Source organism: Psychrosphaera sp., from assembly GCF_982872775.1.
The window spans coordinates 1-16,730 of record NZ_CEYNSH010000004.1 but is presented as its reverse complement, the minus strand read 5'-3'; the positions used below and the strand labels follow the sequence as shown (position 1 = coordinate 16,730).

The 16,730-nt window shown below is 42.7% G+C and carries 16 protein-coding genes; all 16 read right to left on the bottom strand.

Annotation, left to right across the window (positions count from 1 at the left end; genetic code table 11):
- Window positions 1–2 precede the first annotated feature (2 nt).
- The 16 genes from AC4E96_RS01980 to AC4E96_RS01905 all read right to left on the bottom strand — a co-directional run bounded on the left by AC4E96_RS01980 (window position 3) and on the right by AC4E96_RS01905 (window position 15,617).
- A complete protein-coding gene (locus tag AC4E96_RS01980) occupies window positions 3–1,403 on the bottom strand; it encodes a hypothetical protein (protein ID WP_490254750.1) in 1,401 nt (466 codons plus the stop codon).
- Window positions 1,404–1,638: 235 nt separating this feature from the next.
- Window positions 1,639–2,622 carry an RNA polymerase sigma factor RpoS gene (gene rpoS, locus AC4E96_RS01975; protein WP_490254749.1) on the bottom strand — a complete coding sequence of 328 codons (984 nt, stop codon included), beginning with the start codon at window positions 2,620–2,622 and terminating at the stop codon, window positions 1,639–1,641.
- Between the two features lie 57 nt (window positions 2,623–2,679).
- Window positions 2,680–3,261, bottom strand: a complete 582-nt coding sequence (locus AC4E96_RS01970) for a peptidoglycan DD-metalloendopeptidase family protein (protein WP_488032211.1) — start codon at window positions 3,259–3,261, stop codon at window positions 2,680–2,682.
- Window positions 3,262–3,539: 278 nt separating this feature from the next.
- On the bottom strand, window positions 3,540–4,124 hold the full coding sequence (locus AC4E96_RS01965) for a YqaA family protein (RefSeq protein WP_488032212.1): 585 nt from the start codon (window positions 4,122–4,124) through the stop codon (window positions 3,540–3,542).
- Window positions 4,124–4,762, bottom strand: a complete 639-nt coding sequence (locus tag AC4E96_RS01960; RefSeq protein ID WP_490254748.1) for a protein-L-isoaspartate(D-aspartate) O-methyltransferase — start codon at window positions 4,760–4,762, stop codon at window positions 4,124–4,126. Before AC4E96_RS01960 ends, AC4E96_RS01965 begins: the two co-directional genes overlap by 1 nt.
- 1 nt (window position 4,763) lies before the next feature.
- Window positions 4,764–5,513: a 5'/3'-nucleotidase SurE gene (gene surE, locus AC4E96_RS01955; protein WP_488032214.1), complete on the bottom strand. Its 750-nt coding sequence runs from the start codon at window positions 5,511–5,513 to the stop codon at window positions 4,764–4,766.
- A gap of 60 nt (window positions 5,514–5,573) precedes the next feature.
- Entirely contained in the window at window positions 5,574–6,632 is a 1,059-nt protein-coding gene (gene truD / locus AC4E96_RS01950) for a tRNA pseudouridine(13) synthase TruD (protein WP_490254747.1), read from the bottom strand.
- A 91-nt stretch (window positions 6,633–6,723) separates the two neighbouring features.
- A complete protein-coding gene (gene ispF, locus AC4E96_RS01945) occupies window positions 6,724–7,200 on the bottom strand; it encodes a 2-C-methyl-D-erythritol 2,4-cyclodiphosphate synthase (RefSeq protein WP_488032229.1) in 477 nt (158 codons plus the stop codon).
- A gap of 8 nt (window positions 7,201–7,208) precedes the next feature.
- Window positions 7,209–7,973, bottom strand: coding sequence for a 2-C-methyl-D-erythritol 4-phosphate cytidylyltransferase (ispD, locus tag AC4E96_RS01940; protein WP_490254746.1), 765 nt, complete (start codon window positions 7,971–7,973; stop codon window positions 7,209–7,211).
- A 2-nt stretch (window positions 7,974–7,975) separates the two neighbouring features.
- Window positions 7,976–8,281 (bottom strand): septum formation initiator family protein, encoded by a 306-nt coding sequence (locus AC4E96_RS01935; RefSeq protein WP_490254745.1) that lies wholly within the window; start codon window positions 8,279–8,281, stop codon window positions 7,976–7,978.
- 80 nt (window positions 8,282–8,361) lie between these two features.
- The gene (locus AC4E96_RS01930) at window positions 8,362–8,967 is read right to left on the bottom strand and encodes a hypothetical protein (RefSeq protein ID WP_490254744.1); all 606 of its coding nucleotides are present in this window, start codon (window positions 8,965–8,967) and stop codon (window positions 8,362–8,364) included.
- A 191-nt stretch (window positions 8,968–9,158) separates the two neighbouring features.
- Window positions 9,159–10,448 (bottom strand): phosphopyruvate hydratase, encoded by a 1,290-nt coding sequence (gene eno / locus AC4E96_RS01925; protein ID WP_490254743.1) that lies wholly within the window; start codon window positions 10,446–10,448, stop codon window positions 9,159–9,161.
- Between the two features lie 62 nt (window positions 10,449–10,510).
- The gene (gene pyrG / locus AC4E96_RS01920) at window positions 10,511–12,142 is read right to left on the bottom strand and encodes a CTP synthase (protein WP_490254742.1); all 1,632 of its coding nucleotides are present in this window, start codon (window positions 12,140–12,142) and stop codon (window positions 10,511–10,513) included.
- A gap of 233 nt (window positions 12,143–12,375) precedes the next feature.
- Window positions 12,376–13,509, bottom strand: a complete 1,134-nt coding sequence (locus AC4E96_RS01915; protein WP_488032221.1) for a sodium ion-translocating decarboxylase subunit beta — start codon at window positions 13,507–13,509, stop codon at window positions 12,376–12,378.
- Window positions 13,510–13,513: 4 nt separating this feature from the next.
- Complete coding sequence (gene oadA / locus AC4E96_RS01910; protein ID WP_490254741.1) at window positions 13,514–15,349, bottom strand: sodium-extruding oxaloacetate decarboxylase subunit alpha; 1,836 nt, start codon at window positions 15,347–15,349, stop codon at window positions 13,514–13,516.
- 10 nt (window positions 15,350–15,359) lie between these two features.
- Window positions 15,360–15,617 carry an OadG family protein gene (locus AC4E96_RS01905; protein WP_488032223.1) on the bottom strand — a complete coding sequence of 86 codons (258 nt, stop codon included), beginning with the start codon at window positions 15,615–15,617 and terminating at the stop codon, window positions 15,360–15,362.
- Between the last annotated feature and the right edge of the window lie 1,113 nt (window positions 15,618–16,730).

Here is a 16,730-nt window from a genome sequence, read left to right as displayed (position 1 = left end):
GGTTATTCTGATGAAGATGTATCCGCTAATTCAGTCATTCTTGCAAAAACATAGTCTTCAGGCCTCAAGAAGAATTGAGCTAATTGGCCTTTTTTAGCAGCACGTTCCATTCCCTGATCAAACTGGTCTTTTAACAACTTGCCATCTTCATCATCATGGAAAAGCACGTGTAAAGGCAAAGATTCGTAAAACACTTCGTTTGGATACTTGTCAGTGAGATGGGCTAAATTGTATGGGTAGTCAATTATTAAATCGACCCGGTCCGCAAAGAGTAACTCCTCGCACTTATTGAAGTCGGCCTGATGAATAAAAGCGCGTTTAGCAGCTACTTCGGTCACTAATTCGTATGCTTCTGCGACACATACAGTTAAATTCATATCTCCTTGATCAAATCGAGCTAAAATATCTTCAGATTTGCTTAAAACTACCACTTCTGATTCATAGTCTATGTGGTATTTGGATGAGAGGTAGCCCTTCGGTAAGTGCTTATATGCACCTACCAACATATCTGCTTTTCCGGATTCAAACATACGCACAGCACGCACCCAAGATGTTGCTTCTGTTTTTACCGCGACTCTTCGATAAAGAGCGTGCTGAATGATGTCCCAATAAACCCCGCTGCCGTCAACTTCAGTATATTCATACCAATTACCCGACACTGCAAGCACAGGCTTATCCTCAAGTGCAATTTTAGTTGGCTTTACTTCGATTAACCCATACTTCAAGCGCAGTTCGTTTAGGACGCCTTCAGATTCTAAGCGCTGTAACTCTGTCTCAATATCATTTTTTAAATGACCCATATACGGAGCGATGTAATGAAAATCGTAACGTCGGTCTAGCTCATGAACAATAGTATGTGGACTCGAAGCAACCGCGTCAGAAAACCCCATATTTGTTGTTATAAAAGCCGGTAAACGCCCTTTCTCGACAACTTCTTCAACATTTAAGTTCCAGCTCAAGGATGTTGATTTTGCATTCGGAAAAAACTTTTTAATCAGTACGGGAAATATTTGGCCTCCCCTTGGAAAGCCAATTAGCTCTATAGAATCCAACAAACAGAAACCGCATTTACGTCTATCTGCAACATAGACCACTTTGTATTCAAATAATGGATGTTCTATACGAATAAGTTCGGGGAAATTAGACTCGACAACGATATCTTTTGCCAATACGCCGGATATCCTATCGTTCTTGGCCATGATGAGCTCTCGCGTCGCAGGTAATGCAATAAAGTCGACCTTGTATCCGATATTCGTATAAACGGTAGAGAGTACATCTCGGATAAAGTAGCCTTGGGGAATAGGAGGTGGCGTTCTAAGCGTTACAGTTGTCTTGTCTTCACCAGTGACGACTGTGGAGAAAGTCAGAAAGACAAAGCATGCAAAAGCTATCAAGTAACTCATTATTTTAGTTTCATTAATTTCTCATTAAAACGCGAGCCTTCATTATAACCACTTTTAAGTAATTTCGCCCATTAAAAAGCCCACTTAAAAGTGGGCTTAACTACTTGATAGTTAATAACAATACAGCGGAGCACTTATAACCAGCTGATAAACAAAGGTTTGTTTCTAATACAGAAAAACCTGACCAACTATCATTGCTCCTTTACTTTTTAGTTTGGCACTATAGTCCTTTAGCTTAAAGTTCTTCGACCTGAAACAAGGATTCCATATTTAAACCTTCGTGCAAGGCCATGTCTTTAAGGCGTCTTAGCGCTTCTACTTGAATCTGACGAACTCTTTCTCGCGTTAAGCCAATTTCTTTACCTACGTTTTCTAGGGTTGACGGTTCGTAACCGAGTAAACCAAATCGACGTGCTAACACTTCTCTTTGCTTTGGATTAAGTTGCTCAAGCCAACTGACAATATTATTGTTTATATCATCGTTTGTCGTCTTATGCTCAGGTCCCTGCCCTCGCTCATCCGCGATCACATCTAGCAAGACTTTATCTGAATCGCCACCTATAGGCGTGTCTACTGAGCTTATACGTTCGTTCAAACGCAACATCTTTGAGACATCTTCAACAGGTTTGTCGAGTTTAGCCGCAATTTCTTCGGCGGTTGGTTCATGGTCAAGTTTTTGAGCTAGCTCTCTTGCAGTACGCAAATATACGTTCAGCTCTTTGACGACGTGAATAGGAAGACGGATGGTACGGGTTTGATTCATGATGGCGCGTTCAATGGTTTGACGAATCCACCATGTTGCATATGTTGAAAAACGGAATCCGCGTTCTGGATCAAACTTTTCAACGGCGCGGATAAGACCTAAGTTACCTTCTTCGATTAGGTCGAGTAGCGCTAGACCTCGATTATTGTAACGACGCGCAATTTTTACTACTAATCGAAGGTTACTTTCGATCATTCGTTTGCGAGAGGCTTCACAGCCTTTCAAAGCTTTACGCGCAAAATAGACTTCTTCTTCTGCTGTAAGTAGTGGTGAAAATCCAATCTCACTCAGATAAATTTGGGTTGCATCTAAGTTTTTGGGTTGCTCGGCTTTGTGCACGACTTCTTCATCTTTCTCGGCTTTTGCAGCTGCTACATTAGGCAAACTGTCAGCTTCAAAGTCGATATCAGACTTTTCTGTGCTCTCTTCCACTTCGTGTACAAGTTCTTGACTCATAGTACGCCTCCTATCGACAATGCTATTGTTATAGCAAGTCAGGTTCACGATCTATGCTTAACGCTTTTTAGGTAGGTATTTTAGCGGATTGACGGTTCGGCCACGGAATCTAATTTCAAAGTGAAGTTTCACTTTATCGGTTCCAGAGTCGCCCATTTCCGCTATTAATTGACCCGCCTCTACCCAATCCTGTTCTTTAACTTTAAGAACACGATTATGAGCGTAAGCACTCAAATAATCATTGTTGTGCTTGATAATAATTAAATTACCAAACCCTCTTAGCGCACTACCAGCGTACACCACCTTGCCATCTGCTGCGGCAATGACGGGGTCGCCTATTTGGCCTCCGAAATCGATTCCTTTATTTCCGTTTTCCTTAGTGGAATAAGTATCGATAATTTTTCCATTGCTAGGGTATCGCCATGAGCGAACCTTGCTAGGAAACGAATCATTTTTTACTGCGTTTTTAACGTTTTGCGTTATCGTTTTTTTTCTTTTTTGATCCGCTTGTTTTTTACCGTACTCCTCTGATTTTTTATTTGCAACCGTTTTTTTATTAAATTTTGGCTTTGTATTTATTTTGGCTACAGATGAGCTTTTATTTTGAAAACTCGAGGTTTTATTGGTTACTTTTGCCAAGCGTTTTGACAGTGTTAGCCTCTGACCTGGAAAGATTGCATAGGGTGCTTTAATGTCGTTTATTTGTGCCAACAAACGAAAGTCTAAGCCGGCACGCCACGCAATTGAGTAAAGCGTCTCACCTTTTTTTACCGTGTAATAATCAGAATCAAGAGAATTGCGATGCGTTCGAGAATAGTGACTTTGACTCTGGTCTATCTCAACGATGGGCGCAGGGTACTTCCGGGTCGCACACCCGGCAAGAAACATCAATAAAACCACTACGCCTATATACTTCATTACACCACTTGTTTATAAATCAAATAACCGACAATGAGCATCACCACTGCCCAACCTATCGCATCAATGTATTGTCTCAACTTGGCTTCCATTTTCTCGCCACCAAAATACAAGATACCTGCAACCAAAAAGAATCGCATCCCGCGACCAATAGCTGAGGCAATGACAAATGGCCAAAACGTCATCGCAAGCATACCGGCACTAACCGTAAATAACTTGTATGGAATTGGTGTAAAACCTGCCAAAAACACAATCCAAACACCATATTTATCAAAGTATCCGACAATTGCGGCGAACTTTTCTTGATATTTCATCATCTCGATAAATGGCAATACAACAGGCTCATATAAATAAGCCCCTAACATATACCCGACAATACCACCAATTACCGACGCAATTGTTGTAATTGACGCCAAATACCATGCTTTTTTACGTTGGCTAATAACCATCGGAGCCAGCATGACATCAGGAGGAATTGGAAAAAAGACCGATTCAGCAAAAGTGAGAATTGCTAAATAATAAGTCGCATATTTATGTCTCGCCCAACGAATACAAGCATCGTACAACTGAGTAAAGACTTTCATTACATGGTATCTCCTGCGACTAAAGGAACAAACCTCACCGCTTCGTGTTTAGTTTCAATAAAAGTGTCGCCTTGTTTGACAACGGTGACTAATGATTGATTATCAGTACCTACGGGGATAACTAACAAACCACCATCGTTTAGCTGTTCTTTAAGCGCAACAGGAATGCTGTCTGGCGCAGCTGTTACAATGACTGCATCAAATGGCCCTTTTGACTCCCAACCTTGCCATCCATCGCCGTGTTTCATTTGAACGTTGTAAATATCCAAGCCCTGCAGTCGTCGTTTGGCCACTAATTGCAAATGTCGAATACGCTCCACGGAAAAGACTTTGTCAAAAACCTTACCTAATATAGCGGCTTGATAACCGGAGCCTGTGCCTATTTCTAGCACATTAGTACGAACACCATGTTCTACTAACAGCTCAGTCATTTTTGCAACAATATACGGTTGTGAAATGGTTTGACCGTTACCAATCGGAAGTGCAGTATTTTCGTAGGCCTTGTGAGCTAAGATAGGCTCGACAAATTGATGCCGGGGAACCGTCGCAATTGCATCGAGCACTTTGATATTGGCAATTCCTAGTCCTTTAAGCTGTCCGGCTAAAGCAGCCCCGCTTCTTGCAAATTGATTATTCATACTACTTTATTTTATCTACCCATGAAGCGACTGAGTCCATACTTGAATAAGCCGTCATGTCTACAGTTAATGGTGTAATCGATACGTTTTGTCTAGTAATAGCATGGAAGTCAGTACCCACCCCAGCGTCCAGCTCCTTGCCTAACTTACCATACCAATAGATATCTCTACCCCACGGATCTTGTTGTTTTGTCATCATTTCAGCTTTGTGCCTTCGACCTAGTCGGGTAACTTCAAAGCCTTTTATCTGATCATAAGGTAAATCGGGCACATTTACATTCAAAATTCTATCTGATTCGAGAGGGTGCTGCTGTAAATGGGCAACCACCTTTTTGGCTACAAGGGCTGCCGCGGGCATATTTTTATCCGTTCTTGAGACCAAAGACATAGCAATAGCCGGCAAACCAAGGTGGCGGCCTTCAGCAGCAGCCGAGACTGTACCAGAATAAAAGGTATCATCACCTAGATTAGCGCCATGATTAACACCGGCAACAACCATATCCGGTGGCTCTGGCAACAATTGATTAATAGCCAAGTGAACACAGTCAGTCGGAGTGCCATTTACACTATAAAAGCCATTTTTAAGTTGTTGGGCTCTGAGCGGATTTGTCAGTGTTAGTGAGCTACTTGCCCCACTTAAGTTCCTATCTGGAGCAACAACGGTGACATCTGCTACGTTTTTTAATTCATTGTAAAGTGCTTCTAGACCGGGTGCCAAAACCCCATCATCGTTGCTTAACAGTATTTTCATTTTCCGCATCCTTTATAACACTCTATTTGATAAAACGATGAGAGTTAACCGGTTCTGGTTTTAGTCTGCCCTAAATTGCACGCATTCTCGAAGTACTGATGTCGCAAATGCGCCACTTGGAAGCTCAAACGATACGAGCAAATCCTGTTCACTTAATGTGTATTGAACATTACTTGGACGTAATTGAATTGAACGTCGTTGCATTTCCAACTTTTCTGATTCTAACAATGCTAACCAGTTTGGCTTTGAAGACAGTACACCTTGTTCTAATTCAAGTACTTTTCCACTCACCGGGTTGTCACCTAAACCATACAAAGGTCCAGAGATACTGATATCACCAGTCTTTAATCTTTCGTTGATTTGCTCATTAATGTCTTCTTGGAAAAAAGAATTTGAACCCGTTAGCATAAAAACGTCGCCATCAATGGCTGTTTCGAAAAGCCCCTGGTTTAATCGAGCACTAATTACTTCATTAAACAAAAATGAGCGTGCACCGGACAAGGCAAACCCTTTGATCTTTTTATCGCGAATAGCCTCACCACTCGCCCAACGGTCCGCCCAATTTAAATTATTTCCATTAAAGCCAAAACGCTGTAACCCAAAATAATTAGGAACACCTTGCACTTTTACTTGCTCAAGTCGCTGAACTACCGCCTCTAAATCGGACACATTTCTAAGCCTAATTGAGAACGCATTGCCTGCTAACGCACCCACTTTGAGCTTTTTAAGGTGACGAGTTTTATCAATCAATTTAATCTGGTCTGTTTCTACCTTACTTAAGTCTAACTCTTGTGTCACATTAGATTGAACCGAAAACCATTGTCTAGAAACCGACTGTTTATCTTTTAAACCCGCGTAGCCTATGTCTCGCAAACGCTTGCCCAATACTTTAGCGAGGTGCTGACAAACTTGTTGTGTGTTCAATCCACGCTTTTCAATGAGTAAAAATAGATTTTCACCTTCGCCAGTTAAGTCAAAAGACAGTTTTTCGGTGACGACGAAGTCTTCTGGTACTGATTTAAAGTCCGCTTCGGCGCTAGGTTTACCTAATTGATATGCCCAGTGGGTAAGATTCCAGTCTTTAAAATGGTTGTCTTTGTTTTCAGTCGAGTCTGTCATTATATTTTTGTTAAATCCTGGATCATAAAATCGTGAAGTCAGCTAGTTAAGGCTGACATTAATAGCTTATTGCCTATGGGTTGATTCGAAGTTAAGGCAAAGCCACCAGCAATACAGAAGCTTGAACTGAAATGCCTTCTTTCCGTCCTTCAAAGCCAAGCTTTTCTGTTGTCGTCGCTTTGACTGAAACATCATCTATCGAAACATTAAGGTCACTGGCCAATGTTTCTCTCATCGCTAAGATATGAGGTGCCATTTTAGGAGCTTGGGCCACAATCGTTAAATCACAGTTACCTAACTTAAAGCCTTTTTCTTTGATCAAGTTATTCACATGACGCAATAAAATACGACTATCGATATTTTCGTATTCGTCCGCATTATCTGGGAAATGTTGGCCAATATCACCCATCGCCAGTGCCCCCAACATAGCATCACACAATGCATGAATCGCGACATCGCCATCAGAGTGCGCCAAAAAACCTTGTTCGTATGGTATTTTTACACCACCTAAAACAATCGGGCCTTCACCACCAAATTTGTGAACGTCATATCCTGTCCCGATTCTTATATTCATCTTTAGCTGCTCTCTATTACTGAATTTTGTTCTAGTTGCCAATAAAACTCGGCTAGCGGCAAGTCTTCTGGCACGGTAATTTTAATATTGTTAGGACTCGATTCCAAAATATCTACGGTGTGCCCAACCAGTTCTAATGCTGAGGCCTCATCCGTAACACGTTTATCAAGTTGACCTTGGTCATTGGTCAACTTCGCCATCGCATCAAACAATTCGCCTACCTTACAACATTGAGGCGTAAAGGCATGCCATAAGTCGTTGCGATCAACAGTTGAATCAATATTAGCAGTGCTCGGTTTTGGTGATGGCAGACTGCGTTTAAATGTATCTTTAGCCCTTGCACCTAAGATAGCGTTACGGTTGTTAGTCAACGCATATTCTACAAGAGCATCGACATCGTCTTTTATAACACACGGGCGTGCGGCATCGTGAACTAACACCCACTCAAAGCCTTGCTGTTTAGCCCACGCAATACCATTAGAAACACTGTCGGCCCGCTCGTTACCACCATCAACCACAGTAACCTTTGGGTGTTCTGCCAGTTTTAAATCATCAAAATAAGGATCGGACTTAGAAATGGCGATAACAACTTGAGCCACATACTCAAGATTTAGAAATTTTTTAACGGTTTTTTGAAGAATTGTTTGGCCGGCTAAAGGTAAATATTGCTTTGGTTTATTCGCCCCCATTCGACTGCCAACACCCGCTGCGGGAATGACCACGACTAAATCGGTCGCCACACTCATCGTTAAGTTAGATTTGGTCATGATTAATTTTCGTTATTTTTACGTTTGCTGTTTTGGTCTGAAGGAATAAGTCTAAAAAACGTTTCGTTCTCTCTTATCATGCCAAGTTCATTGCGGGCACGTTCTTCAATGCCCTCTAATCCGACTTTCAAATCATTGACGTCGGCCGCCAACAACTCATTTCGTTTTAGTAATTCGTCATTATCTTTTTTGAGCTGAGTCACCTCAGAGCGGTTTTCATTATAAAACTGCATACCGTTGTGGCCTGCTACTAAGCGGGTGATTAGTAATATAGCTGAAATGATCAGCACGACATTGAATATTTTCATGGCCCTACTCAGTATAATTAGACAATAGGGTTATTATGCAAATATGCGCGCTTGAGTGAAAGGGGATTGTATCGAAAAGTTTAACTAAATCGCTTTAAAGGTAAAGGTTGGCTCAATTTTTTCCAATTTACTCTTGTCGTCAACAATAACTCCCGTAATGACAGAGCACGCGACGCCATACGTTGTTGGTTTTTCCATTGATGGCCACAACAAGCGGCAGACATACTTACTTTACTTGGCTTTAACAATAACCGTGAGGAATTAGGAGAGGTCTTAACTGTACTCGTTATTGAGCTTGCGCCAACATTCATTAAATCGACCTCATTTTGAGAGCTACTTTGTTGTATATGGCGACCATCAAAATGGAACCAACCATGTTGATTGCAGTGCAAACGCATGGCTTTTTCGTCAACTTCATCGATGGTATCTAACAAGACTTGCTCTATTCCAAATACGTTGATTACAACTGGTACTGTTAATGCCATACACGCATGCTTTGAGTAAAACGCTTGGGTTTGGTCCGAATTCACTTTACTTGATAATGGGTTAACGGATTGTTTGGCAAGCCAGCTGCCATTACTTGAATCTAGCTCCAGTGGCGATTGACTGGTTAATATATGGTGACTGGCTTTTTCGATGTAATACGACAAAGAGCCAAGTGTTTTTTGTAAGCCCTCTTTAGACAAATTCTTATCCTGTGAGAGGCGTTTGAGTTCTCTTTAGTACAAGACAGTACAAAGCTCGGCGATTTGAGTTCTATCACCCTGCCCTTGCCATAATGTGTTTTGTCTTGTGTTATTGGTCATTCAATTTTTCCGTACAAAAAAGGAGCGAATTATCGCTCCTTTAGTTATACACTTTTTAACCAATTAGATCACTATTGACCTTTGATCTCGCTGCGACCGCGATAAGCAACTTCACCCAATTGCTCTTCGATACGCAACAACTGGTTGTACTTAGCAACACGGTCAGAACGACAAAGTGAACCCGTCTTGATTTGACCAGCCGCTGTACCAACCGCTAAATCAGCAATCGTCGCGTCTTCAGTTTCACCACTGCGGTGAGAGATAACGACAGTGTAACCCGCTTCTTTTGCCATGCGAATCGCTTCTAGCGTCTCTGTTAAAGAACCGATTTGGTTGAATTTGATCAGGATTGAGTTACCTACACCCTTTTCGATACCTTCGCGAAGGATCTTAGTGTTAGTTACGAACAAATCGTCACCAACTAGCTGTACTTTTTCACCAATCTTGTCAGTTAATAACTTCCAACCATCCCAGTCAGACTCGTCTAAACCGTCTTCGATTGAAACGATTGGGTAACGGTTAGATAGGTCAGCCAAGTAGTCAGCAAAACCAGCAGAGTCGAACTCTTTACCTTCACCTTTTAAGTTGTATACGCCATCGCTGTAGAACTCAGATGCCGCACAGTCTAGTGCTAGAGTGATATCTTCGTTTAGCTTGTAACCCGCACGCTCAACCGCTGTTTCGATAACAGCTAGTGCTTCTTCGTTTGATGCAAGGTTCGGTGCAAAACCACCTTCGTCACCTACTGCAGTGCTTAGGCCTTTTTCACTTAATACTTTCTTAAGGCTATGGAACACTTCTGCACCCATGCGAAGTGCTTCTTTGAAGTTTGGCGCAGAAACTGGCTGAATCATGAACTCTTGGATATCAACGTTGTTATCTGCGTGCTCACCACCGTTTAAGATGTTCATCATAGGTACAGGCATTGAGAATTCGCCTTTTGTACCGTTTAAATCAGCAATGTGCTCAAATAAAGCAATACCGTTCTCAAGTGCTGCCGCTTTTGCTGTTGCTAATGAAACCGCTAGGATTGCGTTTGCACCTAATACGTTTTTGTTTTCAGTTCCGTCTAGCTCTAACATTGTTTGGTCAACGGCAACTTGAAGCTGTGCGTCTTTACCGATAAGCGCCGGAGCGATTTTGTCATTGATGTTAGCAACAGCTGTTAGTACGCCTTTACCAAGGTAACGGGCTTTGTCGCCATCACGTAATTCTAATGCTTCACGTGAACCAGTAGATGCGCCAGAAGGTGCAACGGCACGGCCTACTGCACCTGATTCTAGGTATACATCCGCTTCTACTGTAGGGTTACCACGTGAGTCCATGATCTCACGACCAACAATTTTTACTATTTGAGACATTCTCAATTCCTTATTTGTTTACAATAAAAACGCAGCGTAACCGCTGCGTTTAATCTCAATTTTTATTTATTCTTATTATACTGACCCGCAGCACCTACAAAGCCTTCAAAAAGAGGGTGACCGTCTCGAGGCGTTGAAGTAAATTCCGGGTGGAATTGACTTGCAACAAACCAAGGGTGATTTGGGATTTCGATCATTTCGACCAATTTCTTATCCGCTGATAAACCACCAAAGACTAGACCAGCCGATTCTAGCTTTTCAATGTAGTTGTTATTTACTTCATAACGGTGACGGTGACGTTCTGTGATCCACTCGTCGCCATAAATTTCACGTGCTTTGGAGTCTGGCTTTAAATAACACTGTTGACCGCCAAGGCGCATTGTACCACCTAAATCTGATTGTTCAGATCGGAGCTCAACCTGGCCTTCTGCATCTAACCATTCAGTGATCAAACCCACTACTGGGTGTGGTGAGTCTGGATCAAATTCGGTTGAGTGGGCGTTTTCAAGTCCAGCTACATTACGGGCGTATTCAATTAACGCTACTTGCATACCAAGGCAAATGCCTAAATATGGGACCTTGTTTTCACGGGCGTATTGCGCCGCCAAAATCTTACCATCTGTACCGCGCTCACCAAAGCCGCCTGGAACCAAAATCGCATCTAGTTCGCTAAGGATTTCAGTGCCTTTAATCTCTAGGTCTTGGGCATCAACATACTTGATGTTTACTGTAATACGGTTTTTAAGGCCAGCGTGTTTTAACGCTTCGTTAACCGACTTGTATGCGTCTGGTAGTTCAACATATTTACCAACCATGCCGATATTCACTTCACCGATTGGATTCGATTCTTCGTAAAGAACTTGTTCCCATTCAGAAAGGTCAGCTTCTGGTGCATCGATGTGGAAACGGCGACAAATTAAGTCGTCTAGGCCCTGTGACTTAAGCAATGCTGGAATTTGATAAATTGAACCAACGTCTTTAAGGCCAATAACGGCTTTTTCTTCGACGTTAGTAAATAAAGCAATCTTAGCACGTTCATTTGAAGGGATTGAGCGGTCTGAGCGACATACCAATACGTCTGGTTGAATACCAATAGAACGCAACTCTTTGACAGAATGCTGAGTTGGTTTGGTTTTGATTTCGCCCGCAGCGCCTAAATAAGGCACTAAGGTTAAATGCATATAAAGCGCGTTTTCACGACCAAGCTCTGTACCTAACTGACGTAACGCTTCTAAGAACGGTTGTGACTCAATGTCACCGACAGTACCACCTACTTCAACGATAGCAACGTCATAACCTTCGGCGCCCTCAATGACTCGACGTTTAATGTCATTGGTAATATGAGGAATAACTTGGATAGTCGCGCCTAAGTAGTCACCACGTCTCTCTCTAGAAAGAACGTCTTGATATACTCGGCCTTGAGTGAAGTTATTTTTCTTAGTCATTTTGGTGCGAATGAATCGCTCGTAATGGCCAAGGTCTAAGTCGGTTTCTGCACCGTCGTCAGTAACAAAAACTTCACCGTGTTGAATTGGACTCATGGTCCCTGGATCAACATTGATGTAAGGGTCTAATTTTAGGATTGTCACGTTTAATCCACGTGCTTCTAAAATTGCTGCTAGGGAAGCCGCCGCTATGCCTTTACCCAGTGATGATACAACGCCACCAGTTACGAAAATATATCGAGTCGTCATACAAACCTTAATAAATTAGATTGCTATTCGGGTTTCCTATACGACCAAAACAAATAGAAAAACATTCGCTACTAGCCAGGCTAATGCGAATTTTGATTATGAATTATTTTGGATGTACATAGGACGGGGTAAAAGTATAACAAACGAACACTATTCCAACAATCAACTAAGATAAGTTTATGAAAAAAAATGCCTGCTGTAGTTCATTGACCAAACAGGCATTTTTAAGAGGCTTAACCGCCGACTAGCGCAAGTAAAATACCCGCTGCCACAGCAGAGCCTAAAACCCCTGCGACATTTGGGCCCATCGCGTGCATTAATAAGAAGTTGTGTGGGTTTGCTTCTAGCCCGACTTTATTAACAACGCGAGCCGCCATTGGAACCGCTGATACACCAGCTGCACCGAGTAATGGATTAATCGGCTTACTGCTAAATTTGCCCATTATTTTAGCCATGATCACACCTGAAGCTGTACCAATACTGAACGCAACCGCACCAAGAGCTAAAATACCTAGCGTTTCAACCGTTAAAAATGCTTCAGCGTTGAGTTTAGAGCCTACCGCTAGACCCAAGAAAATCGTCACTATGTTGATCAGTTCATTTTGCGCTGTCTTGCTCAGTCGATCGACCACGCCACACTCTTTCATTAAGTTGCCCAAACAGAACATTCCGACTAAAGGCGTTGCCGCTGGTAAAAACAATATAGTCATAAACAGGACCGCCAACGGAAATAAGATCTTTTCACGTTGAGACACAGTTCTTAATTGTTCCATTTTGATAGTGCGTTCTTCAGGCGTCGTCAATGCCTTCATGATAGGTGGCTGAATAATCGGAACTAGTGCCATGTATGAGTAGGCGGCAACTGCTATTGCTCCAAGTAATTCAGGGGCCAACTTGGATGCTAAAAAGATTGCGGTCGGTCCATCTGCACCACCAATAATGGCAATAGCAGAAGCGTCTTGAAGTGTAAAATCAAAACCTGGAATCAAATTTAGTAAAATCGCACCAAACAAGGTCGCAAAAATACCAAACTGAGCCGCGGCCCCGAGCAGCAACATTTTGGGGTTGGCAATAAGCGCCCCAAAATCGGTCATAGCGCCGACACCCATGAAGATTAAGAGTGGAAATACACCTGTCTCAATGCCGACGTAATAAATGTAATAAAGCACACCGCCTTCATCATTAAAGCCACCAAGCGGAATATTAGCTAAAATTGCGCCAAAACCTATAGGCAACAATAACAGCGGCTCAAACCCTTTTTTGATGGCTAAGAAAAGCAATAATGCACCAACTAGCATCATGATCACTTGACCAGACTCGAAGTTAGCGAGAGCCGTAGACTCCCATAACGTAATTAATCCTTCCATGCCCTTACCCTATCGTTAGAAGTTGATCGCCTGTCGTAACGGCATCCCCTTCTTTACAATCAATTGAGAGTATTTGTCCGGCTTGAGAAGCTCTTACTTCTGTTTCCATCTTCATCGCTTCCAAAATAATCACTACGTCACCATCATTGACCTGCTGACCAGGCTTGACCAAAACCTTGAAGATATTTCCGGCTAATGGCGCACTTAAACTAGCACCACTCGCTTGGCTAGATGTCGCTACTTGGTTTGAGTGTTGAGCTTGATTTGGAACAGATGATTGACCTTGGCTAGACGGTACAACCGAGGCAATCGTGCCAGAAGGCGCAACAACAACCTCATAGTTTTGGCCATCAACATTGACCGTATACGCTTCTGCTTGACCTGAACCTGATTGTGCGTCTGCTGCTTGAGAAGCACCTTTATTGTCGGCTTGAGTTGAAGCATCTTGTTCTGTACCTGGTGCTGGTTCAAAAGCATCAGGGTTGTTACGGTTTTCGAGGAACTTAAGGCCGATTTGAGGGAACAAAGCGTAAGTTAACACGTCATCAATAGTGTCAGAAGCAAGTGAAATACCCTTTTCTTGGGCTTGCTGGGTCAACTCACCAGTTAATTTATCCAATTCATCTTCAATGACATCCGCTGGTCGACAAGTTATTGCCTCAGCGCCATCGAGTACACGAGCCTGTAGCTCTTTATTCACCGGCGCTGCGGTTGCACCGTATTCGCCTTTTAAAACGCCAGCAGTTTCTTTAGTAATAGACTTGTAACGCTCACCTGTGAGTACATTTAACACTGCCTGAGTGCCAACGATTTGCGAGGTTGGTGTTACTAAAGGAATAAAACCTAAGTCTTCACGAACGGCAGGGATCTCTTTTAATACATCGTCAAGCTTTTCAGCAGCGCCTTGTTCACGAAGTTGATTTTCCATATTCGTTAACATGCCGCCAGGAACCTGAGCTAACAAAATTCGTGAGTCTACACCTTTTAAGCTACCTTCAAATTTTGCGTACTTTTTACGAACGTCTCTGAAGTAGGATGCTATTTCTTCAAGTAATACGAGATCTAGACCCGTATCTCTATCTGTCCCTTCTACAATCGAGACCATGGTTTCTGTTGCACTATGTCCATAGGTCATACTCATCGAAGACACCGCTGTATCGAGCATATCAATGCCCGCATCAATGGCTTTTTGATAAGTCGCGGTTGAAAGGCCAGTCGTCGCGTGGCACTGCATCGCAATTGGAATATCCACGGTGTTTTTAAGGCCTGTGATCAACTTTTCACATTCGTAAGGCTTTAATAGGCCCGCCATGTCTTTAATACAAATAGAGTGGCTCCCCATATCCTCAAGTCGTTTGGCCATATCAAGCCACATTTGTAAATTGTGGACTGGTGAAACGGTATAAGAAATAGTGCCTTGGGCATGAGCGCCAATATCAACGGCTGTTTTGATTGCCGTTTCTAAATTTCGAATGTCATTCATGGCATCAAATATGCGGAATACATCCACGCCGTTTGTATGAGCTCGCTCAACAAACTTTCGTACCACGTCATCAGCATAATGACGATAACCCAGTAAATTCTGTCCTCGCAGCAACATCTGCTGCTTTGTATTAGGCATCGCTTTTTTAAGCTCGCGAATACGTTCCCAAGGATCTTCACCTAAATAGCGGATGCACGAATCAAACGTCGCGCCTCCCCAAGACTCCATCGACCAATAACCTACTTTGTCGAGCTTTTCTGCAATAGGAAGCATGTCTTCTAAACGCAGACGCGTTGCTAAAAGTGATTGGTGCGCATCACGCAATACCAATTCGGTCAGTAACAAGGGCTTTTTCATGGTCAGTCCTTTATTTATTATTTTGTTTGTAGGTTTGAATCGCTGCGCTAATAGCTGCAACAACAGGCGCTGAGGCCTTGATAGAAGTGTTGTTTTCTGATGATGAAGATTCTTTGTTATCAGAAGACAGAGGTGCTGTAGCCGGCGTACCAGCAAATTTAGATAAAAGAGTCGTTGCAAAGATCAGTATTGTCAAAAACACAAATACGACAATCATACCGATCAGCATTAATAAACCAGCTTCTGCTAGTAATTCTGAAATAGCCATTTCCTTTCCTTACTGTGTTTCCATTACTGAGAAAGTACCACCCAAATGAATACTAAAACAAAACAAGTGAATACTTTCTCAAAGACAACACATCAAAAATTAGAGCATTAGCTCTTAATTAACATGAAAACGCATAAAAATGAAAGTTTTTTATGTAAAAACACACAAATTACCTACGTATGTAAATGCATAAAAATTCGCGTTCAGCTACTTTTATAGCGAAGTTAGTTAGCTGATTTTTAAGCGAAACTTTTATTAAGAATAGAAGAGATTAAGGAGCATGCCAAAGAATAAACGTCGCCACCACACATTCGTCAGATTCTGTGGTCAAGCTGATAACTTAGGTAGTTCACTCCTTGACCGCTGCAAGCACATCCTTGTGGCGCTTACGGCCAAACATCCTGTTTGGACTATCAAGGAGTGAACTACCTAACTCATCATCTCTTATCACCACCGGTTTAGACAGGAGAGTGTTGCATGAGTGTTTATAAGGCCTGCTACACAAATCGTGAGAGGTGAGTATTGAATGAGCCTTTTCGAGGCGTTGCCGCACAGGGATGTGCGGCCGAAAGCATTACAAGGACGTACTTGCGCGGCCGAGATAAAGGCTCATCAATGCTCAGCCCAATACACTCGAACCTTGCGGAGGTTCTCATCCGACCCGAGCTGATAACTTAGGTAGTTCAATCCTTGACCGCTGCAAGCACATCCTTGTGGCGCTTACGGCCAAACATCCTGTTTGGACTATCAAGGAGTGAACTACCTAACTCATCATCTCTTATCACCACCGGTTTAGACAGGAGAGTGTTGCATGAGTGTTTATAAGGCCTGCTACACAAATCGTGAGAGGTGAGTATTGAATGAGCCTTTTCGAGGCGTTGCCGCACAGGGATGTGCGGCCGAAAGCATTACAAGGACGTACTTGCGCGGCCGAGATAAAGGCTTATCAATGCTCAGTCAAGTACACTCGAACCTTGCGGAGGTTCTGATCCGACCCGAGCCAGGATAGATCTGTGTTGTCATTTAGTTGAGTGTAAAAAATAGAAGTTTGTGTTTGCTGAGAAAATGGCGCGCTCGGGAGGATTCGAACCTCCGACCGCCTGGTTCGTAGCC